The organism is Luteipulveratus mongoliensis (assembly GCF_001190945.1).
GTDB classification, from domain to species: Bacteria; Actinomycetota; Actinomycetes; order Actinomycetales; family Dermatophilaceae; genus Luteipulveratus; species Luteipulveratus mongoliensis.
Genome location: NZ_CP011112.1, coordinates 2141916 through 2162472, shown reverse-complemented (window position 1 = coordinate 2162472; position 20557 = coordinate 2141916). Strand labels below are relative to the sequence as shown.

19 protein-coding genes are annotated in these 20557 nt (G+C 69.0%); 12 read left to right on the top strand and 7 right to left on the bottom strand.

Annotated features, from left to right (window positions below):
- Nucleotides 1–8: 8 nt before the first annotated feature.
- From VV02_RS10350 to VV02_RS10340, 3 genes are all read left to right on the top strand, one after another.
- Nucleotides 9–1697 (top strand): acyl-CoA carboxylase subunit beta, encoded by a 1689-nt coding sequence (locus VV02_RS10350; protein ID WP_083450064.1) that lies wholly within the window; start codon nucleotides 9–11, stop codon nucleotides 1695–1697.
- A complete protein-coding gene (locus VV02_RS10345) occupies nucleotides 1694–1900 on the top strand; it encodes an acyl-CoA carboxylase epsilon subunit (RefSeq protein WP_052591473.1) in 207 nt (68 codons plus the stop codon). Before VV02_RS10350 ends, VV02_RS10345 begins: the two co-directional genes overlap by 4 nt.
- A 116-nt stretch (nucleotides 1901–2016) precedes the next feature.
- The gene (locus tag VV02_RS10340) at nucleotides 2017–2931 is read left to right on the top strand and encodes a sulfite exporter TauE/SafE family protein (RefSeq protein ID WP_052591471.1); all 915 of its coding nucleotides are present in this window, start codon (nucleotides 2017–2019) and stop codon (nucleotides 2929–2931) included.
- 2 nt (nucleotides 2932–2933) lie between these two features.
- Here VV02_RS10340 and VV02_RS10335 read toward each other — a convergent pair whose 3' ends face one another.
- Nucleotides 2934–3599: an MOSC domain-containing protein gene (locus VV02_RS10335; RefSeq protein WP_245633042.1), complete on the bottom strand. Its 666-nt coding sequence runs from the start codon at nucleotides 3597–3599 to the stop codon at nucleotides 2934–2936.
- 106 nt (nucleotides 3600–3705) lie between these two features.
- On the opposite strand from VV02_RS10335, the gene VV02_RS25955 reads away from it, so the two are divergent.
- Nucleotides 3706–4248 carry a GNAT family N-acetyltransferase gene (locus VV02_RS25955; protein WP_083450063.1) on the top strand — a complete coding sequence of 181 codons (543 nt, stop codon included), beginning with the start codon at nucleotides 3706–3708 and terminating at the stop codon, nucleotides 4246–4248.
- A gap of 4 nt (nucleotides 4249–4252) precedes the next feature.
- Here VV02_RS25955 and VV02_RS10325 read toward each other — a convergent pair whose 3' ends face one another.
- The gene (locus VV02_RS10325) at nucleotides 4253–4852 is read right to left on the bottom strand and encodes a winged helix-turn-helix transcriptional regulator (RefSeq protein ID WP_052591469.1); all 600 of its coding nucleotides are present in this window, start codon (nucleotides 4850–4852) and stop codon (nucleotides 4253–4255) included.
- A gap of 127 nt (nucleotides 4853–4979) precedes the next feature.
- On the opposite strand from VV02_RS10325, the gene VV02_RS10320 reads away from it, so the two are divergent.
- Nucleotides 4980–5801, top strand: a complete 822-nt coding sequence (locus VV02_RS10320) for a class I SAM-dependent methyltransferase (RefSeq protein ID WP_052591468.1) — start codon at nucleotides 4980–4982, stop codon at nucleotides 5799–5801.
- Nucleotides 5802–5804: 3 nt separating this feature from the next.
- On the opposite strand, the gene VV02_RS10315 is transcribed toward VV02_RS10320, so the two are convergent.
- Nucleotides 5805–6668 (bottom strand): DUF6923 family protein, encoded by an 864-nt coding sequence (locus VV02_RS10315; protein ID WP_157063355.1) that lies wholly within the window; start codon nucleotides 6666–6668, stop codon nucleotides 5805–5807.
- Nucleotides 6669–6760: 92 nt separating this feature from the next.
- Here VV02_RS10315 and VV02_RS10310 point away from each other — a divergent pair, with 92 nt between their 5' ends.
- The 5 genes from VV02_RS10310 to VV02_RS10290 all read left to right on the top strand — a co-directional run bounded on the left by VV02_RS10310 (nucleotide 6761) and on the right by VV02_RS10290 (nucleotide 14112).
- Nucleotides 6761–8449 (top strand): DUF885 domain-containing protein, encoded by a 1689-nt coding sequence (locus VV02_RS10310; RefSeq protein WP_052591465.1) that lies wholly within the window; start codon nucleotides 6761–6763, stop codon nucleotides 8447–8449.
- Nucleotides 8450–8487: 38 nt separating this feature from the next.
- Nucleotides 8488–10410, top strand: a complete 1923-nt coding sequence (locus VV02_RS10305) for a cation:proton antiporter domain-containing protein (RefSeq protein ID WP_052591463.1) — start codon at nucleotides 8488–8490, stop codon at nucleotides 10408–10410.
- A 181-nt stretch (nucleotides 10411–10591) separates the two neighbouring features.
- Nucleotides 10592–11971, top strand: coding sequence for a condensation domain-containing protein (locus VV02_RS10300; protein WP_052591461.1), 1380 nt, complete (start codon nucleotides 10592–10594; stop codon nucleotides 11969–11971).
- 3 nt (nucleotides 11972–11974) lie between these two features.
- A complete protein-coding gene (locus tag VV02_RS10295; RefSeq protein WP_052591459.1) occupies nucleotides 11975–13408 on the top strand; it encodes a condensation domain-containing protein in 1434 nt (477 codons plus the stop codon).
- Nucleotides 13409–13461: 53 nt separating this feature from the next.
- A complete protein-coding gene (locus VV02_RS10290) occupies nucleotides 13462–14112 on the top strand; it encodes a Maf family protein (protein ID WP_052591458.1) in 651 nt (216 codons plus the stop codon).
- A 17-nt stretch (nucleotides 14113–14129) separates the two neighbouring features.
- On the opposite strand, the gene VV02_RS10285 is transcribed toward VV02_RS10290, so the two are convergent.
- The 3 genes from VV02_RS10285 to VV02_RS10275 all read right to left on the bottom strand — a co-directional run bounded on the left by VV02_RS10285 (nucleotide 14130) and on the right by VV02_RS10275 (nucleotide 18494).
- Complete coding sequence (locus tag VV02_RS10285) at nucleotides 14130–15554, bottom strand: MFS transporter (RefSeq protein ID WP_052591456.1); 1425 nt, start codon at nucleotides 15552–15554, stop codon at nucleotides 14130–14132.
- A gap of 208 nt (nucleotides 15555–15762) precedes the next feature.
- Complete coding sequence (locus VV02_RS10280; RefSeq protein ID WP_052591454.1) at nucleotides 15763–17316, bottom strand: acyl-CoA carboxylase subunit beta; 1554 nt, start codon at nucleotides 17314–17316, stop codon at nucleotides 15763–15765.
- Nucleotides 17313–18494 carry an acyl-CoA dehydrogenase family protein gene (locus tag VV02_RS10275; RefSeq protein ID WP_052591453.1) on the bottom strand — a complete coding sequence of 394 codons (1182 nt, stop codon included), beginning with the start codon at nucleotides 18492–18494 and terminating at the stop codon, nucleotides 17313–17315. Before VV02_RS10275 ends, VV02_RS10280 begins: the two co-directional genes overlap by 4 nt.
- A gap of 93 nt (nucleotides 18495–18587) precedes the next feature.
- Here VV02_RS10275 and VV02_RS10270 point away from each other — a divergent pair, with 93 nt between their 5' ends.
- The gene (locus tag VV02_RS10270; protein WP_052591451.1) at nucleotides 18588–18998 is read left to right on the top strand and encodes a MerR family transcriptional regulator; all 411 of its coding nucleotides are present in this window, start codon (nucleotides 18588–18590) and stop codon (nucleotides 18996–18998) included.
- Between the two features lie 137 nt (nucleotides 18999–19135).
- On the opposite strand, the gene VV02_RS10265 is transcribed toward VV02_RS10270, so the two are convergent.
- A complete protein-coding gene (locus VV02_RS10265; RefSeq protein ID WP_052596802.1) occupies nucleotides 19136–19522 on the bottom strand; it encodes a VOC family protein in 387 nt (128 codons plus the stop codon).
- A gap of 140 nt (nucleotides 19523–19662) precedes the next feature.
- Between VV02_RS10265 and VV02_RS10260 the strand changes: the two genes are divergently transcribed.
- Nucleotides 19663–20550 carry an AAA family ATPase gene (locus VV02_RS10260; protein ID WP_052591449.1) on the top strand — a complete coding sequence of 296 codons (888 nt, stop codon included), beginning with the start codon at nucleotides 19663–19665 and terminating at the stop codon, nucleotides 20548–20550.
- The last annotated feature ends 7 nt before the right edge of the window (nucleotides 20551–20557 follow it).

Sequence of the window (20557 nt, the reverse complement as noted above, 5' to 3'; positions counted from 1 at the left end):
TCTCGCGCATGAGTAGCGACAATGCCCGCTCGGCGGAGCCTGCGACGCCGACGGGAGGAGGAGCTACGCGAAACGGCACAGGAAACGCCCTCCCCTCCGACGGCACACCGGATCTGCACACCACGGCGGGGCGGCTGGCGGACCTGCACCAGCGCAATGACGAGGCTGTTCACGCCGGATCCGCCCGTGCGGTCGACAAGCAGCACGCCAAGGGCAAGCAGACCGCCCGCGAGCGGATCGACCTGCTGCTCGACGAAGGTTCGTTCATCGAGATGGACGAGCTGGCCCGGCACCGATCGACCAGCTTCGGGCAGGAGCAGGAGCGGCCGTACGGCGATGGCGTGGTGACCGGCTACGGCACCGTCGATGGTCGTACGGTCTGCGTCTTCTCCCAGGACTTCACCGTGTTCGGCGGGTCGCTGGGCGAGGTGTTCGGCGAGAAGATCGTCAAGGTCATGGACCTCGCGGCCAAGATCGGCTGCCCGGTCGTCGGCATCAACGACTCCGGCGGCGCGCGCATCCAGGAGGGTGTCGTCGCGCTCGGGCTCTACGCCGAGATCTTCCGTCGCAATGTGCACGCATCCGGCGTCATCCCGCAGATCTCGTTGGTGATGGGACCGTGCGCCGGTGGTGCGGTCTACTCCCCCGCCATCACCGACTTCACCGTGATGGTCGACCAGACGTCGCACATGTTCATCACCGGTCCGGACGTCATCAAGACCGTGACCGGCGAGGACGTCGCGTTCGAGGACCTGGGCGGCGCGCGGGCCCACAGCACCAAGTCGGGCGTGGCGCACTACATGGCCTCCGACGAGACCGATGCGATCTCCTACGTCAAGGAGCTGCTCGCGTACCTGCCGTCCAACAACATGGATGAGCCGGTGGTCTACGACACCGAGGTCGAGCTCGAGGTCACCGATGTCGACCGCGAGCTGGACACGCTGGTCCCGGACTCGCCCAACATGCCCTACGACATCAAGACCGCCATCGACCACGTGCTCGATGACGGCGAGTTCCTCGAGACCCAAGAGCTTTTCGCGCCCAACATCGTGACCGGGTTCGGGCGCGTCGAGGGTCGCCCGGTCGGTGTCGTGGCCAACCAGCCGATGCAGCTGGCCGGCACGCTCGACATCAACGCCTCCGAGAAGGCCGCCCGCTTCGTCCGCACCTGCGACGCGTTCAACATCCCGGTCCTCACGTTTGTCGACGTGCCGGGCTTCCTGCCCGGCACCGACCAGGAGTGGGGCGGCATCATCCGTCGCGGCGCCAAGCTGCTCTATGCGTACGCCGAGGCCACCGTGCCGCTCGTCACGGTGATCACCCGCAAGGCCTACGGCGGCGCGTACGACGTCATGGGCTCCAAGCACCTCGGCGCCGACATCAACCTCGCCTGGCCGACGGCGCAGATCGCGGTGATGGGTGCGCAAGGTGCGGCAAACATCTTGTACCGCAAGCAAATTGCCGCCGCGGCCGAGGAAAGCGGTGGCGATCAGAGCGCCATCGAGGCGAGGCGCCAGGAGCTCATCCAGGAGTACGAGGACGCGCTCGCCAACCCCTACATCGCGGCCGAGCGGGGCTATGTCGACTCGGTGATCCCGCCGTCCTACACCCGCACCTACGTCGTCAAGGCGTTGCGCGCGCTGCGCACCAAGCGCGAGACCCTGCCGCCCCGCAAGCACGGCAACATCCCGCTATGAGCGAGCAGCAACCACCGCTGCGGGTCATCAGCGGCGACGCCTCGCCCGAGGAGGTTGCTGCGGTGCTCGCGGTCCTCTCGGCGGCGCGCGGTTCGGCCGAGCCATCGGCGCCCGACCCCCGCTCCAGGTGGGGTCGTCCCCAGCTGCGGTCGGCCGTACGCGCATCGCACGACGGGTGGGTCGGCTCGGGCCGCCCCGGCTGAACGTCCGCGTCTCACAATGAGTAACACTCAATTATCAATCTCCGTGTGCCCTGTTATCGTCCGGCGTGGGGTTCGTGCCCCTGACCGTGCCCGTACGACGCCAGGAGCAGCACCCCATGCGCAAACTCCTCTTGCTCGCCCTCGTGGGCCTGGGCGCTCAGCTCGTCGACGGCAGCCTCGGGATGGCGTACGGCGTCACCTCCACCACGCTGCTGCTCGCGATCGGCACCAACCCGGCCGCCGCGTCGGCCACCGTGCACCTCGCTGAGATCGGTACGACGCTGGTCTCGGGCACCTCGCACTGGAAGTTCGGCAACGTCGACTGGGGCGTCGTCCTCAAGATCGGCATCCCCGGCGCAGTCGGCGCGTTCGCCGGAGCGACGTTCCTGTCCAACCTCTCGACCGAGACGGCCGAGCCGGTCATGTCGATCGTGCTGCTGACGCTCGGCATCTACGTCCTCACCCGCTTCACGCTCTGGGGACTGAAGACCACCCACCTCGGCAAGCCGCTGCGCAAGCGCTTCCTGAGCCCGCTCGGCCTGGTCGCCGGTTTCGTGGACGCCACGGGCGGCGGCGGCTGGGGCCCGGTCGGCACGCCGGCGATCCTCAGCTCGGGTCGGCTCGAGCCGCGCAAGGTCATTGGGTCCGTGGACACCGCGGAGTTCCTCGTCTCCATCGCCGCGAGCATCGGATTCCTGACCGCGCTCGGCTCCAAGGGCATCGACTTCGGCTGGGTGGCGGCGCTGCTCATCGGTGGCGCCATCGCCGCTCCGATCGCGGCCTGGCTCGTGCGCATCATCCCGCCGCGCATCCTCGGCTCGCTGGTCGGCGGCGTCATCATCGTGACCAACAGCCGCACGCTGCTCAAGAGCGACTGGATCGACGCGTCCGACGGCACCCGCTACGCGGTCTACGTCGTGCTGTACGCCGTCTGGGCCGCCGCCATCGCCTACTCCGTCCGCGAGTGGCGCAAGGCCGAGCGGATCGAGCAGACCACACCCGAGTCCGTCCCGGCGTCGGTCAACGCCTGACGTCAGGGCGCGCTGCGCCGCTCGACGTGCCGCCGCAAGGACTCGTGCTCGACCGAGTGCAGCACCTCGGCATCGAGGACGTGGCGAGCGGCATCCAGGTCACCCATGAACGCCTCGAACACCACGGGTACGACCACGTCGTGGTCGGGCCTGGACAACACCTCGATCTCGGCGCCGACGCTGATCCGTCCGGGCGTCTCGATCGCGAGGTAGGCACCTGAAAGACCGTGCGCTGCAAAGGTTTTCAGCCATCCAGGCTCGCCCATGCGCGCAGCGAACGTGACGCACGGGATGCGTGGCGCGGTCACCACGGCCACCACCTCGGGTCCGATCGCCCAGCGCTCACCGATCAGAGCGGCGTCGACCTCGATGCCCTGGGTCGTGAGGTTCTCGCCGAACATGCCGTTGGGCAGCTCTCTGCCGAGGCGCTCCTGCCAGCCGTCGAGCTCTTCCCGAGCAAAGGCGTACAGCGCCTGCAGTGATCCCCCGTGATGCTGACGGTCGCCGATGAAGTCACCCGTGACGCCGCTGCCTTCACCGCCGTGCTTGGGCCCCGGGTCGCGGACGTCGATGTGGTCGACCGGCTGCTTACCGATGCCGGTCGGCAGTCCCTTGCCGCCCGGCTGGGCCTGCGCTGAGCCGACGTTGACCGAGAGCACTGTGAACACGGCGCCACCGTACGACGGGCATCGGCAAGGCGCGAGGCAGTATCAGCCCGCCCGGGACGTACTCCTTCCAGCAGGTCGACGCGGAGGCGGCGACGGAAGGAGCACCATGCGTATCCAACGACTGGGCAACCCGCCGATCCAGGCGCGAGCGCTCGTCGAGCCCCTGCTGCGGGAGTACCTGCACTGGGCCACTCACCAGCTCGAGCAGCAGTGCGGTGTCGTCATCGAGGACCACCAGGCGCTCGCCGAGAAGCACCACCAAGAGTTCCTGCAGGAGCTGCCTCGACTGCTCGGCGCGTCCGGCCGGCTGCTGGTCGGCCTGGACGACGGCGAGGTCGTCGGCGTCGGCGCGCTGCGGCCGGTCGACGACACCACGGCTCACATCAAGCGGATGTACGTCCGCCCGGAGTTCAGGGGCGACGGACTCGGTCGCGCGCTGCTGCAGCGACTGCTCTCGGAGGCCCGCGCCATCGGCTATCAGTGCGTGCGGCTCGAGACGGCGGTGTTCATGACCGAGGCGCATGGGCTGTACCGCTCGCTCGGCTTCCACAGCATCCCGATGCTTGAGCACTCCGAGACCGCGCTGTCGGGTCTCCAGGAGCACGCGTACTTCATGGAACTCCCCCTCACCCGCGCTGCCGCGTGCTGAGGGCTCACGCAGGTCTGGCGACGGCCGCCAGGGCGGACTGGCCCAGCCAGGTCGGCACGGCCGTACGGACCTGGGCAGGTCCGGTGACGGTCACCCGGTCGGCGCGCAGCGCCTGCAGCCAGGACGTGTCGCCACGCCAGATCTCGGTGAGGGTGCGCAGGCCGATGTCGACCTGCGCGGTGACCTCGAAACCTGGGTCGAAGTCGCACACGTCGATGGCGCCGTCGGCGACGCACAGCCACCAGCGCGCCACCTGTGGGCTCACATCGGCGAACCGGAACGCCACCACGGTCCGCGCCCGCGGCCAGGCGTCCAGCGGCACCGTGCGCTTGATGTCCCACATCAGCAGGTGCGGGTCAAGGTCGGCCTCGCCGAGCTCGCCGATCCAGCGCACGCCCCACGCGCCCAAGCCCTCCACGACCGGGCGCAGCTCCATACCGCACTCGGTCAGCGTGTACGCCGCGCGACCGTGGTCGACGGTGCGCCGTACGACTCCCGCGCGCTCGAGGCTGCGCAGCCGTTTGGACAGCAGGGCCGGCGACATCTTGGGGTTGCCGCGCCGCAGCTCGTTGAAGTGGGTGCTCCCTCCTTCACCGCTCCCCACCCCCAGTAGACGCCCGGACCGACCGGCGCACCAGTACAGATCGTGAACCGTGAGCGCTTCAGACCTGGAACTAGCGGCCCGGAGCACGCCCACCGACCCTGAGATCACCCGTTCAAAGGAGAACGACATGACCCAGCAGACCACCCTCGATCACGAGCTCAAGGCCCGGCACCGTGCCATGTGGGCCTCGGGCGACTACTCCGCTGTGGCGGGAGACGTCATCCCCGATCTCGGCCGAGTTCTGGTGCAGGCATTAGAGATTCGCGTGGGAGACCACGTGCTCGACGTGGCGGCCGGGACGGGCAATGCGGCGATTCCCGCGGCGCTCGAGGGCGGCCGGGTCGTGGCGACCGATCTCACCCCGGAGCTGCTCGAGATCGGCGCCAAGGAGGCCGCGGCCCAGGGAGCCGTGCTCACGTGGAGCGAGGCCGATGCCGAGTCCCTGCCCTTCGAGGACGGCGAGTTCGACACCGTCATGTCCTGCGTCGGCGTGATGTTTGCGCCGCACCACCAGGACAGCGCCGATGAGCTGGTCCGCGTGCTGCGGCCCGGCGGATCGCTCGGGCTGGTCAGCTGGACCCCGCAGGGGTTCATCGGCCAGCTGTTCGCGGCGCTGAAGCCGTACGCTCCCGCGCCGCCTCCCGGCGCGCAGCCGCCGCCGCTGTGGGGCGACGAGGCACACGTACGGGGGCTGCTCGGCGACCGCGTCACGGACGTGTCCGCGCGCAAGGAGCTGCTCGAGGTGACCTGCTTCGCCCGCCCGGAGGAGTTCCGCGACTTCTTCAAGGCGGCGTACGGCCCGACCATCGCGGTCTACACGTCCCTCGGCGACGATGCCGACCGGATCGCCGCCCTGGACCAGGCGCTCGTGGACCTCGCTGCGCAGCACGACCTGGGCAACGGTCGGATGCAGTGGGAGTACCTCCTGCTGACCGCTCGTCGCAGCTGACACTCAGCTCGTCGGCACGAGCGAGACGTCACCCGGGATCGTCGTCACGACGACCTGGGTGGCGTCGTACGTCTTGGCACTGGTCGCCCCGAGCAGTCCGCTGGCTACGGTGGTGCGGGCACCCGTGCGCGGGTCGACGCGCACGATGCAGCCGGTGTTGGTGGCGGCGTAGAGGAAGCCGTCGGGGGCGTACGTGAGGTCGTCGATCAGCGGCAGCCTGCCGGTGACACCGCTCGCCGCACCCGACGTCGGGTCGACGCGGGTGATCGTGCCCTGCACCGTCGAGCCGACGTAGATCTGGCCGTCCGGACCGACTGTGAGTCCGTTGGGCGTGGGGATCGTGGTGTTGATCCGGTGATAGGTGCTCAGGTCCGATGAGGTGCGGTAGACACCGGACAAGGTCAGATCGATCGTCGCGGTGAACACGAGAGAGCCGTCGGGCAGCAGACCGAGGCCGTTGATGAACGGCAGACCCGACAGCACCACCGCGCGTTGCCCGGTCGACAGGTCGAGCGACTCGATGGTCGCATGGTGCTGAATCACATTGGCGGGGCTGACGCCTGCCGCGAAGTAGACCGTGTCCCCCTTGAGCACCAGGCCGCCCGGCCCGCTCACGTCGGCGACCTTGGTGACGGCGTGCGTGTCGTGGTCGATCCGCTGCAGCCCGTCGCCTGACACGATGATGTCGCCGTTCGGCAAGGTCACCGAGTTCTCAGCCCAGGCACCGACATTCGCGATCTTGACCGGACTGGCTGCGCGCGCCGGAGCAGCCGCCCCGAGGACCATCACGAACGCCGCGACGACGCCGATGACGGCACGCGTCCACGTCGTACGCCGGGCCTGACCATTCACATGGGACGTTGTCATGGTGCGACGCTAGCGGGGGTACGGCGCACGCGGGCCCAGACAGTTCGACAACTGTGTGGCCCGACCGATGTCACTCTGCCTAGAGTCCAGAGGTGACCGACACCACTCCCACCCGCACGCCCACCGCCGTCGACGCGATCGCTGAGCGCTACCACGAGGATCAGCTGGCGCTCAGCCCGATCGGGCAGACCTACCTCGGGATCGAGGGCCACGAGGAGGAGCTCGACGACTTCTCACCGGCCGGGCTCGATGCGCACGCCCGTCTGCGAGCCGACGTCCTCACGTCCCTGGACGGTGTCGAGGCGACCGATGACGTCGACCGGGTGACCATCTCGGCGATGCGCGAGCGGCTTGGCCTCGCCCAGGAGGTCCACGAGGCCGGTCTGGAGCTGATGAATCTCAACGTCATCGCTTCCCCGCTGCAGGAGATGCGCGACGTCCTGGACCTGATGCCGACCGACACGGGCGAGCACTGGTCACACATCGCCGGCCGCCTGAACGCCATGCCGAAGGCCCTCGACCAGTGGTTCGAGTCCTTGGCCGCAGGCGCCGAGCGCGGCTCGGTCAGCGCCCGTCGTCAGGTCGAGGCGTGCATCACGCAGACCGTCGACCACACCGCCGACGACGGCTACTTCGCCAGCCTCGTCAAGAACGCGAAGGCCGGCGACGGCGACACCCTCCCCGACGCGGTGCGTACGGACCTGGAGAAGGCCGCCCAGGCCGCGGCGTCGGCGTACGCCAAGGCCGGCGAGCGCCTGCGCGCCGAGTTCCTGCCGCAGGCGCCCGAGACGGACGGCTGCGGGCGCGAGATCTACCCCCTGCACTCCCGTCGCTTCCTCGGCGCGAAGGTCGACCTGGAGGAGACGTACGCCTGGGGTCAGGAAGAGCTCGCGCGCATCACCGCCGAGATGGGCAAGGTCGCCCAGCAGATCAAGCCGGGCGCCTCGGTCAAGGAGGCCATGAAGGTTCTGGACGATGACCCGGCCTACCAGCTGCACGGCACCGACGCGCTCAAGGCGTGGATGCAGGAGAAGGCCGACGAGGCGATCGCGGAGCTTGGCGGCACGCACTTCGACATCCCCGACCCGGTGCGCACGATCGAGTGCATGATCGCGCCGACCCAGTCCGGCGGCATCTACTACACCGGCCCGAGCGAGGACTTCTCCCGTCCGGGGCGCATGTGGTGGTCGGTGCCCAAGGGTGTCGAGCAGTTCGGCACCTGGCGCGAGCTGACGACCGTCTATCACGAGGGTGTCCCTGGCCATCACCTCCAGGTCGCCCAGACGATGTACCGCTCCGAGCTGCTGAACTCCTGGCGCCGGATGGACGTGTGGACCTCGGGTCACGGCGAGGGCTGGGCGCTCTATGCCGAGCGGCTGATGGAGGAGCTCGGCTACCTCGATGACCCGGGCAGCCGACTCGGCATGCTCGACGGTCAGTCGCTGCGCGCGGCCCGCGTCGTGCTCGACATCGGTGTGCACTGCGGGTTCGAGGCGCCGGCCGAGGTCGGTGGCGGCGACTGGACCTACGACAAGGCCTGGCAGTTCCTCAACGCGCACGCCGACATGGCCGAGGGCTTCCTGCGATTCGAGCTGGACCGCTACCTCGGCTGGCCGGGCCAGGCTCCGTCGTACAAGATCGGCGAGCGGCTGTGGCTGCAGCTGCGTGAGGAGGTCAAGACCCGCGAGGGCGACGCCTTCGACCTCAAGGCCTTCCACCGTCGCGCGCTCGACCTCGGCGGGCTCGGCCTGGACACGCTGCGGGAGGCCCTGGCCGGATAGCGGCGTAACCCGCCGCTGCGCGGTGGAAGGATGACCCGGTGGACGTCGCCCTCCCCATCCTGCTGCTCGTCGCCACGGTCGTCATCATCACGACCCTGTCGCGTCGCGTCAGCCTGTCCGCGCCCCTGGTGCTCACCGCGCTGGGGGCGCTGGCGTCCTACCTGCCGTGGATGCCGTTCCCGTTCGAGGTCGACCCCGAGGTCATCCTGCTCGGGTTCCTGCCGCCGCTGCTGTTCGCGGCCGCGTCGCAGACGTCGCTGATCGATCTCGGACGCAACCGCATCCAGATCCTGTCGCTGTCGGTGTTCCTCGTGCTGTTCACCGCGCTCGGCGTCGGCGTCGTGGCCTGGCTGCTGCTGCACAGCTGGCTCGGGCTGGCCATCCCCTTCGCTGCGGCCCTCGCGCTGGGTGGCGTGGTGGCTCCCCCGGATGCCGTGGCCGCAACGGCGGTGGCTCGCAGAATCGGGCTGCCCAAACGTGTCGTCACGATCCTCGAGGGCGAGTCGCTGTTCAACGACGCCACCGCGCTGGTGACCGTCCGGACAGCTGCTGCGGCCGCCGTCACTGCCGGCGGCGCCTCACTCTTCATCGCGTCCCGCGACTTCCTCATCGCCTCGATCGGTGGCGCGGTCGTCGGGCTGATCGCGTTCAAGGTCATCGCGTACGTCCGCACGCACGTGACCGAACCCGTCACCGATGTGGCGATCTCGTTCCTGTCCCCGTGGCTGGCGTACCTGCCTGCGGAGGAGATCAACATCGACGGGGCACACGCCTCGGGTGTCATCGCGGTCGTCGTCTGCGGCGTGCTGCTGGCACACAAGGCGCCGATCATCCAGACCGCCCAGTCGCGGGTCTACGAGCGGATGAACTGGTCGACCATCCAGTTCCTGCTCGAGAACCTCGTCTTCCTGCTGATCGGCCTGCAGACCCGCACGATCGTCGACGCGGTCGTGCACGATCCCAACATCGGGCTCGGCTCGGCACTGCTCGTCAGCCTCGGCGTCCTGGTGACCGTGATGCTGCTGCGGCCGATCTTCGTGATGCCGCTGGCCTGGTTGTGGAAGCGCCCGTTCTCCCTCGCCAACGCGCTCTCGTTGCGGGAGGCGGCGATCATCTCCTGGGCCGGCATGCGCGGTGTGGTGACGCTGGCGGCGGCCTTCCTGCTGCCGGAGAACTTCCCGCAGCGCGAGGCGATCGTGCTCATCGCCCTAGTGGTCACCGTCGGCACCCTCATCATCCAGGGCTTCTCGCTGGGCTGGCTGTCGCGACGGCTGGATCTGCACGCACCCGACCCGCGTGAGGACGCGCTGCAGGCCGCGCAGGTCACCCAGGCCGCCGTGCGCGCAGGCGGCGCCGAGCTGGACCGGGTCATCGAGGACCCCGACGCGCCGCCCGTGCCCGCGGACATCGAGCACGCGCTGCGTGCGCAGGCCGAGCGGCGGGCCAACCTCGCCTGGGAGCGCCTGGGCGGCGGCCGCGACGACTCGGAGGCACCGACCGAGGTCTACCGGCGGCTTCGGACCGCCATGCTGCAGGCCGAGCGCACCAAGGTCCTGAAGATGCGCGACCACGGACTCCTGGACCACGACATACTGCGAACGGTGATGAGCTCACTCGACATCGAGGAGTCGATGATCGCCTCGATCGGAGATCGCGAGGAGCAGATGCGCGACCGGATGCTGCTGACCCCTGAGGGGCGCAAAGGCGGCTGCGAGGACCTGCGCGACGCCGACTCGTCGGTCGAGCCCGAGACCCACGACGAGTGCCCGGAGTGCATCCGCGAAGGCACCACCTGGGTCCACCTGCGGCTCTGCCTCACCTGCGGCAACGTCGGCTGCTGCGACTCCTCGGTGAGCCGGCACGCGACCCGCCACTACGAGGAGACCGGCCACCCCGTCATGCGCTCCTTCGAGCCGGGCGAGGCATGGCGCTGGTGCTTCAAGCACAACCTGCTGGGCTGATCGGGTGACTCACGTCACCCGCGAATTCCCTTTGTGCCCAACGTCACTCGTGATTTGAAGGCGCCCTGTTCTCTCTTGACCAACGCTTGAACTTCGTGCCCTAACGTTGCTGCGGTCGCCGGCAAGGTTGCCGTGACCACCCCCCTTACCTTCTCGCCCGACCAGGCATCTGGGAGGTCCCGTGCGCATTTTTCAGTTCGACCGAGAGCATGTCGGCGCAGGTCGCATCGTCGCCTGGCGCCCCTGCGAGCAGACCCACCGCTCGTACGCCGCCACCACGCTCGACCCCCGCCCGCCCACCTTCAACCAGCGCGCCCACTTGCACCGCGCGAAGCAGGTCGGCACCACCCGCCCCCACGACGAGCAGCCCGCTCCGTGGATCGGCTTCTCATGCCGGCTCGGCAATGCGACGGAGGACAGCGTCGCATCGATGCTCGCCCGCTACGTGGACCGGCACGAGAGCCTGCGCAGCGGCTTCGTGACGCGGGACGGCGGGCGCCTCGTCCGTCGTACGCTCCCGGCTGGCATCGTGACGTTCGAGCCACAGGTCCTCGCGGAGTACGCCGACGCGGACTCCGCCCACGACGTCGCGGCCGCGCACCTCGCCGCCGAGACCCATCCCCTCGCCTGGCCGTCCGCGGCGTTCGTGACGGTCGACGGCGCCGAGGGCACCACGCTGCTGGCGGCCTTCGACCACGGCACCTTCGACGGCTACTCCGCCTACCTCAGCGTGGCCGAGCTCGCCGATCTGCACCGCCAGGCACCACCACAGGTGGGCAGCTACGTCGACTTCGCCGTGACCGAGCAGGAGCTGTGCACGACGGGCGACGTGGAGTCCGGTCTGGAGCGGTGGAGTGCGGCCCTTGATGAGCACCGTCGGCTCCCGGCGCTGCCGTCCGCGTCCGGTGTACGCCGGGGCGCACGTCACCGGCACACGGTCGAGTCCCACCTCATCGCCTCACCCACGGAGACCAACCACTTCATCGGTCACCTGCGCGCGGCGCAGACGCCCGTCGGCGTCGGCTTCATCGCCCTGCTGGTGCACGCGCTCATGCTCGAGGAGGGCAGCAGCAGACTCACCGCGCTGATGTCGACGCACAACCGCGCGACGCCCGCGCTGGCCTCCGCTGTCGGCTGGTTCGCCGGCGTCGCGCCCATGACGGTGAACGCACCGAAGCACGCGGACCTGGCCGAGGTGACCCAGGCGACGGCTGAGGCGTGGGACGCCTCGCAGCCGGCCGCCGACGTACCCCTGCCTCTTGCGGCCGAGCTGCTGGACGCCGAGCTGGAGCCGTCGTTGGTGCTGTCCTACATCAACGGTCGACGCTGCCCGGGCTGGGAGGGCTGGGCCGACAGCGAGGCGCAGGTGCTGCTCGGACCGGTTGCCCCGGGCGCTCAGGTGCACGCCTGGATCAGCTGCCTGCCGCACGGGACCTACCTGGAGATCCGCTACCCACAGACCCCGCGGTGCACCTCTTGGGTGCACCGGCTGGCGCTGAGCATGCGCGATGAGCTGCTCGACGCCTCGACCGCTTTCCTGCCCGACGCCCAAGGAGCCTGACCCATGCAGATGACCCGCCTCGAGAAGCACGAGACGGTGGCCGGCCGGCTGATCACCTGGGAGCCGAGCGAGCGCACCCTCGCTGCCATCGAGCGCGCGCCGGTCACCGGCGACCGGCCGTCGTACATGCAGGAGACGCACATCGGCCTGCGTCTGGCGATGGAGCGGGACGGCAAGCGGGACGCCAGCTGGATCGGGATGGCGTTCGACCTGCCCGGTGAGCTCGACCTCGAGGCTATGGGTCGTGCGCTGACCGCCTGGGTGCGGCGGCACGCGGTCATGCACGGCTGGTTCCGCGTCGCAGGTGACGGTTATGAGCGCGTCCAGCTGGACCCGGCCGACATCGAGGTCGTCCCCCGCGTGGTCGGCACGGCGGCCTCCCCCGGTGGCACCCATACCTATGTCGGGCGGCTCTTCGACAAGGTCTGCACGCCGCTGGACCGGCTCGGCTACGGCTTCGCCGCCGTCCAGGGCGACGCGCACGCCGTGATGTACGCCGGCAGCGACCACACCTACAGCGACGGCTTCAGCATCCTGGTGGCCTTCGAGGAGGTCAACGCGCTCTACCGCGAGGAGACCACCGGCACGCCCGCCGAGCTCCCCGAGGTGGCCAGCTACCTCGAGTTCGCGCAGGCCGAGCGAGCCGCCGCCGAGTCGATCACCCGTGAGCACCCGGCCGTGGCGTACTGGACCGACTACGCACTCAAGGACCTCGAGGGCTCGCCGCGCTTTCCGATGGACCTCGGGCTGGAGAAGGGCGACAAGCGACCGATCCGCTCCGAGCGCTACGACCTGCTCACCGCCGCCGAGACCGACGCGCTCGAGGTCGTCGCCCGTGAGGCTGGGGCGACGTTCCCCGCCCTCGTGTACGCCGCCTGCGCGGCTGCCGCTCGCGACCTCGCCGGCCAGAGCGCGTACCGGTTCTTCAATCCGGTCAGCACCCGCCTCACGCCCGAGACCGCCGCCGCGATGGGCTGGTTCATCAACGTCATGCCCGTGCACGTCGACGCCCCGGCCGACGCCTCGCTCATGGACATCGCGCGTTCGACCCGACAGGCGTTCCGCGACGGCCGCGCGTCACAGGAAGTGCCGGCGGTGCGGGTGCTGGAGATCCTGTCCGAGATGTTCGGCTTCGATGCCAACAGCACCGAGCGGCCGCGCATCGTGTCCTACCTCGACGGCCGCAAGATCCCCGGGCAGGACGCCTGGCTGGAGCAGCGCTTCTTCGGCGTCACCGGCGGCGGTGACGACGACGACGTCAACGTCTGGATCAACCGGATGCCGGCGCACACCTACGTCACCTGCACCGTGCCCGACTTCCCGCAGGCTGTGACCAACGTGGAGCGCTACTTCTCCTACGTGCGCGACGTGCTGCGCGGTGAGCTGGCGGGTACACCGGCCGGTCCGGTCGACGTACCGCAGGCCCTGCCGGTCTGACGCGTCGCGCAGGCGTCGCGCGGGCGTCGCGTGGGCGTCGCTACCCTCTGGGCATGGCGATCCCCCTGGTCCTGGCCTCGGCCTCACCTGCCCGTCTCGCAACGCTGCGCAGCGCGGGCGTCGAGCCCACCGTCGTGGTGTCCGACGTCGACGAGCCGGCTCTCGTGCAACGCGCCGAGACCGAGTTCGGCGAGCTGGCACCGGAGGACGTCGCGCTGCTGCTCGCGCGGGCCAAGTGCGAGGCGGTCGCGGCGACCATCACGGACAACGAGCCCGACGACGTACCCGAGAGCCCTGTTGTCCTCGGCTGCGACTCGGTGCTGGAGCTGGACGGTCAGACCTACGGCAAGCCCGCCGACGCCGCGGAGGCCGCTGAGCGCTGGGCCCAGATGAGCGGCCAGTCGGGCGTACTGCACTCCGGCCACTGGGTGATCGACAACCGCGACGACGGTACGGGTGCCACCTTCGGGGCGGTGGCCTCGACGACCGTGCACTTCGCGACGCTGACCGCAGACGAGATCGCGGCGTACGTCGCAACCGGCGAACCCCTAGACGTAGCAGGGGCTTTCAAGATCGACGGTCTCGGCGGCGCGTATGTCCGGGGCATCGAGGGCGACTACCACAACGTCGTCGGCCTCAGCCTTCCGTTGGTCCGCGAGATGCTGACCGAGATCGACATCGCTTGGCACGACCTGCGCGCCTGAGCCGTACGCCGCTCAGGTCACTTGGCGAAGTGCTTGCCGGCCGTACGTCGGGGGCGCGTCGTCGCAGCGCGCATCGTGTGAGACGAGTCCGGACCATCCGCCCCGACGGTGCGGCCAGGCGTCCCAGAGCGGCCAGGCGTCCCAGTCCGGTCGGACTGCGCCGCCGCGATCGGGCGCCACACCAGCAGACCCGTGGCGATCATGATCAGCCCGGAGACCGTGAAAACCGTGTCGACGGGTCCGAAGTGCAGGCCCGCGACATCAGTGTCCAGGTCCTGCATGACGGTGCTGACCACCCACGCGGTCGCGCCCATCGAGGCCAGGCTCGCGACAGTCGGAAACACCGAGATGGCGACCGTCGCGCGCCCGAGCAGCTCGGACGGCACCGAGCGCATGATCATCGGCATGAACACCGTGTTGGCCGCACCCAGCGGGATGGCCAGCAGGAAGAACAGCACGACCGCCGGGACGATCGAGGTCATCCGCGAGTAGAGCACGATGCCGATTCCGACCAGGATCAGTGACCACACGAAGATCGAGGCCGCGCTGAGCCGCCGCTCGATGCGCGGCGCCGTCAGGGTGCCGACCAGAGTGCCGATCGCGAAACACATGAGCAGCACTCCGAGCAGTCCCGCTTGCCTGTGCAGCACGTCGGTGACGAAGAAGACCTCGAGCACGTTGATCATGCCGGTCGCGAACGTGACGATCGTCAGCGCGATCGTGACGGCCAGCAGCAGCCGGTGCGTCGACACGGTGCGGATGCCGGCCCGCAGCGAGTCCCAGAACGACTGCGCGGCGGCGGCATGGTCGGGCTTGGAGTCCCACTTCACGAGGCCCAGCAGGATCGAGGACACCACGAACGACAGTGCGTTGACGGTCAGGGCGGCACTGGCGCCGAGCGCGACGTAGAGCGGCGCGGCCAGGGGCGGACCGGCAATCGCCAGAAGGCTGTTGGCCGAGCCCTGCCGTGAGTACGCCGACGTGCGCAGCTCGTCCGGGATCGTCTTGGCGATCATCGCCGTGCGTGCCTGCGTGAAGAACTGACCGGCCGCGCTCGTGAGCACGATCGCGGCAAAGATCCAGACCAGGTCGGCCGTCCGGCTGAGCCGGTCGCCGAGGATCGGGATCAGCAGCAGGCTTGCGATCGCGATGGCCTGAACGGCGTTGCTACGCACCAGGATCGCGTGACGGTCGGACCGATCGGCGTAGACGCCGGCGATGGGCCCGACCAGCAGAACCGGCAGAGCGGCCGCGATCAGCACCCCGCCGACAGCGGCGGGCGCCCAGGTCTCACCCTTGGCGATGTCGGTGCTGATCCACAGGACGATCGTGAGGTCGAAGACGAGGTCGCCGAGCTTGGAGATGACGGCAGCGGGGAACGCGTAGCGCCAGGCCGGGATCGACCACAGCCTGCGACCCGCAGAATCGCCGTCGGAGCTCACCCCCGTACCTCCTTCGAATCGGCCTGCATACGCCCCAGACCGATACGTCGTACTGGTGACCTCGCGAGTCGGCACGGACCGGCCCGCCGACTTCAACGTACCGACTGGACATGGTCCAGATGAGCCTTGGAAGTCGCCCTAAATCGCCCCCTGGACGATCCGGTGTGAATGTCGCTGAAACGCCAAACAAACGTCCCAGCAAGCCGACTCAGACGGGCGGGATGGCCCGCCGCCGGGTGCTGAAGGCGCGGTCGCGACGGGAGGCATACTGCAGTCGTTTGAGCAGCTCGGCGCGCAGCTCGTCGGCCTCGATGATGCCGTCGATCACGAGGTCGGCCGCGAGGCGTTCGATGTCGACGTCCTCGAGGTACTCCTCGCGCATCTTCGCGATGAATGCCGCTCGCTCCGCCTCGTCCTCGATGGCGGCAATCTTGTTGGCGTACACCGCATTCACGGCCGCCTCGGCACCCATGACGGCGATCCGCGCAGTCGGCAGCGCGAGCGTGGCATCCGGCCCGAAACCGGGCCCGGCCATGGCATAGAGACCGGCGCCGTAGGCCTTGCGCAGCACGACGCAGAACTGCGGCACGGTCGCCGAGGAGACGGCCGAGACCATCTTGGCGCCGTGCCGGATGATGCCGCCGCGCTCGACCTCGGAGCCGATCATGAAGCCCGGCACATCGGTCAGGTAGATCAGCGGGATCGAGTAGGCGTCGCACATCCAGATGAAGCGCGAGGCCTTGTCCGCACTGTCGGTGAACAGCACACCGCCCTTGACCATCGAGTTATTCGCAACGATGCCAACGGTTTTGCCGTCCATCCGACCGAACCCGACAACCAGCTCAGCCGCGAACAACGGCTTGATCTCGAAGAAGCTGTCGTCGTCGACCAGCCCGTCGATGACCTCGTGCACGTCGAACGGCTGGGACTCGACCTCCGGGACCGTACGCGGGGTGAGCGGCTCCGCGGGCTCCTCACCGACGTACGACGGCGGCTCGACCTGCCAGGACGACGGGACGTAGGAGAAGTACAGCTTGGCGAGCTCGATCGCCTCGGTGTCGTCGGAGGCGAGCAGGTCGCCGACGCCACTGACGGTGCAGTGCATCCGCGCACCGCCCATCTCCTCGAGCGTGACCTTCTCGCCGACGACCATCTCGGCCATGCGGGGGCTACCGAGGTACATCGACGCGTTGCCCTCGACCATGACGATGATGTCGGTGAAGCTCGGGATGTAGGCGCCGCCGGCGGCCGACGGCCCGAACAGGCAGCAGATCTGCGGGACCTTGCCCGACAGCGCCACCTGGTTGTGGAAGATCCGCCCTGCGCCGCGACGGCCCGGGAACAGCTCGACCTGATCGGTGATGCGCGCACCGGCGGAGTCGACGAACCAGAAGACCGGCAGCTCCTCGCGGAGCGCGGCCTCGGTCGCGCGGACGATCTTCTCGACCGTGCGCGCGCCCCACGAGCCGGCCTTCACGGTTGGGTCGTTGGCGACCACGATCGCGGCACGGCCATCGACCGTGCCCCGACCGGTGACGACACCGTCCGCAGGCAGGCCCTGCGCCGTGGCGTTGGCATAGCGGCCGTCCTCGACGAAGCTGCCCTCGTCGAAGAGCAGCGCGATCCGGTCGCGCACGTAGAGCTTGTTCTGGGAGTCGAGCTTGGCCTTGGCCTTCTCCGGCGGCGTGGCCGACGCGTCGTACGCCGCCTTGAGCCGCCCGCGTACGTCTTCGACCCTGGGGTCTGTCGGGTGCTCGGTCACTGCGGCAGTCCCAGCCCGCGCGCGATCACCATGCGCTGCACCTCGGACGTACCCTCACCGATCTCCAGGATCTTGGCGTCACGGTAGAACCGTGCCACGGGGTACTCCTCCATGAAGCCGTTGCCACCGAAGATCTGTGTTGCGATGCGGGTCGCGGTCACCGCAGCCTCGGTCGAGTAGAGCTTGCAGATCGCGGCCGCCTGCTTGACCTCGGCGACCGAGCGCCGACCGGCCTCCAGCTCGTCCTTGAGCCAGGCGGCCTTATAGGTCAGGAGCCGCGCTGCCTCGACCATGACCGCGAGGTCGGACACCTGGAAGGACACGCCCTGGTTGATGCCGATGGGCTTGCCGAACGCCGTGCGCGTCTTGGAGTACTCGGTCACCTGCTCGAGGCACGCCTGCGCGAGACCGACCGCGAGCGCGGAAATCGCCACTCGGCCGTCGTCCAGCGTCTTGAGGAACTGCTTGAAGCCAGCGCCCCGCTCCCCCAGCAGATTGCCTTCTGGCACAGCACAATTCGTGAACGTCAGGCCATGCGTGTCGGAGGCGTGCCAGCCGAGCTTGTCGTACGCCGGCTCGACGGTGAAGCCCTCCGTGCCGGACGGCACCATGATCGCGCTGATCTCAGGACGCCCGTCCGCACGCTCACCGGTCTTGGCGGTGACGGTGACCACCGACGTACGGTCCGTGCCCGAGTTGGTGATGAACGCCTTGGCACCGTTGATGGTCCACTGGCCGTCGGCCAGAGCGGCCCGGGTACGCGTGGCGCCGGCGTCCGAGCCTGCGTCCGGCTCGGTCAGTCCGAAACCGGCAAGCGTCTTGCCCGCGACGAGGTCAGGCAGGAAGGCCTTCTTCTGCTCGTCGGTGCCGTAGGTCAGGATCGGGTTGATGCCGAGGCCGACGCCGGCCGACAGCGTGATGCCGACGGACTGGTCGACCCGTCCGAGCTCCTCGATAGCGAGGCAGAGGTAGGTGAAGCCGCCCTCCTCGAGCCCGGCGCCGCCGTACTCCTCCGGCACGACCAGGCCGAAGAATCCGAGCTCACCCATCTGCGGCACCAGGTGCGAGGGGAAGTGGTGGTCCCGGTCCCACTGGGCGATGTGCGGGGCGACCTCTCGCTCAGCGAAGTCGCGTACGACGCGGCGAAAGTCCTCGTGGTCCTTGGTCAGCTCGAACATCGGCGGGATCGCACCTTTTCTCGACGGCGACCACAGAGGTGACTGCGGTCACGTACTTGACGTTGACGTCAACGTAAAGCACGCTGGGGCGCTATGACAACCCGGCCCGCTGCTGTCGAGACGACCCGAACGTGGTCGATCGCCGAGCTGGCCGACGAGTTCGAGGTGACGCACCGGACGATCCGTCATTACGAGGAGCTCGGGCTCGTCACGCCCGAGCGACGCGGCACGGTCCGGATCTTCCATCGGCGCGATCGCACGCGGCTCGCGCTGATCGTGCGTGGCAAGCGAATCGGCTTCCCGTTGGAGGAAATTCGCACGATCATCGACATGTACGACGAGCAGCCCGGTGAGGCGGGTCAGCTCACCTACCTGCTCGATCAGATCGCGGACCGGCGGGCCGACCTGGAGCGTCGCCGGCAGGACATCGAGGACTCCCTCGCCGAGCTGTCCACCCTCGAACGCCGCTGCCAAGCCGACCTGCGTTCGCTCACGAGCGAGTAGGCCAACCTCTCCCGTCACCACTACCCCGCCGTTTTGTGCACTGGCGGGTGTGAGTTCGCTGGTCATTCCACCCCTACCAGTGGCCCGATCGGCGGGGTAGTCGGCCGTGCCTGGGCGGGTAGTCCGGTGCGGTGCAATCAGTCCGTGTCGACGTACAAGCAGAACGGGTGGCCGGCCGGATCGAGCAGCACCCGGACATCGTCCTGCGGCTGGTGCTCGGGCAGCTCGGCGCCCAGCGCGACCGCGTCCTCCACGGCCTTGTCGAGCGAGCGCACGCCGATGTCAAGGTGCAGCATCATCTGCTGCTTACCCGACTCAGCCGGCCAGGTCGGCCGCTCATAGAGCGACTCCGTCTGGAACGCCAGGTTGGCCGGCGCTCCGGGCATGCCCATCGCCACGAAGTGCGGGTCGTCACCGACCAGGTCCCAGCCCAGCAGATCGCGATAGAACGCCGCCAGCGTGCGGGCGTCGGGCGCATTGAGCACCACGCCGACCCAGCCACTCAGATCTCGTATGCCTGCCATGGACCGACTCTGCCATCGGCCACCGACATCCCGCAGCCGACGGCTCGCGGTCAGCGAGCAGGCACCGGAGTCGTACTTGCGCATCGACGCCTGGACTGGCACCAGACAGCTCTCAGGGCGCGTAAGCGAGGATGGAGCGCATGAGCGCGGACCACCAGCCCACCTTCACGTCGGTCGAGCAGGCCCGTACGACGCTCGCCGACGTCGGCTACCTCGCCTCGTCGGCGATCGCCACCACGGTCTTCCTCGCCGACACGCTGGGCAAGCCACTGCTCGTCGAGGGCCCCGCTGGGGTCGGCAAGACCGAGCTCGCCAAGGCGGTGAGTCGCGCGAGTGGCGCCGAGCTCGTACGCCTGCAGTGCTACGAGGGCGTCGATGAGGCCCGCGCGCTCTACGAGTGGAACCACGCCAAGCAGCTGCTGCGCATCACCGCGGAGCGCGAGGCTGCCTGGGACGAGGTGCGCTCGGACATCTTTGCCGAGGAGTTCCTGCTGGCCCGCCCGCTGCTCAAGGCGGTCCGCAGCGAGAAGCCCGTCGTGCTGCTCGTGGACGAGCTCGACAAGGCAGACGAGGAGATGGAGGGTCTCCTGCTGGAGATCCTGTCCGACTTCCAGGTCACGGTGCCCGAGCTCGGCACCATCACGGCGCGCACCCAGCCGTTCGTCGTGCTCACCTCCAACGCCACGCGTGAGCTGTCCGAGGCGTTGCGCCGCCGCTGCCTGTTCCTGCATGTCGACTACCCCGATCCCGAGCTCGAGGAGCGCATCGTGCGGCTCCAGGCGCCTGAGCTCAGTGAGGCTCTGACCACGTCCGTGGTCCGGGTCGTCAACGCGCTGCGCGACCTCAATCTGCGCAAGGCTCCGTCGGTCGCCGAGACCGTCGACTGGGCCCGCACCCTGATCGCGATGGGTGCCGAAGAGCTCGATCCCGAGCTGGTGCGCAGCAGCCTCGGTGTGGTGCTCAAGCACCACGACGACATCAGCGCCGCCACCAAGAACCTCGACCTCGACCGCGCCCTTGCCGGCTGAATCTCCT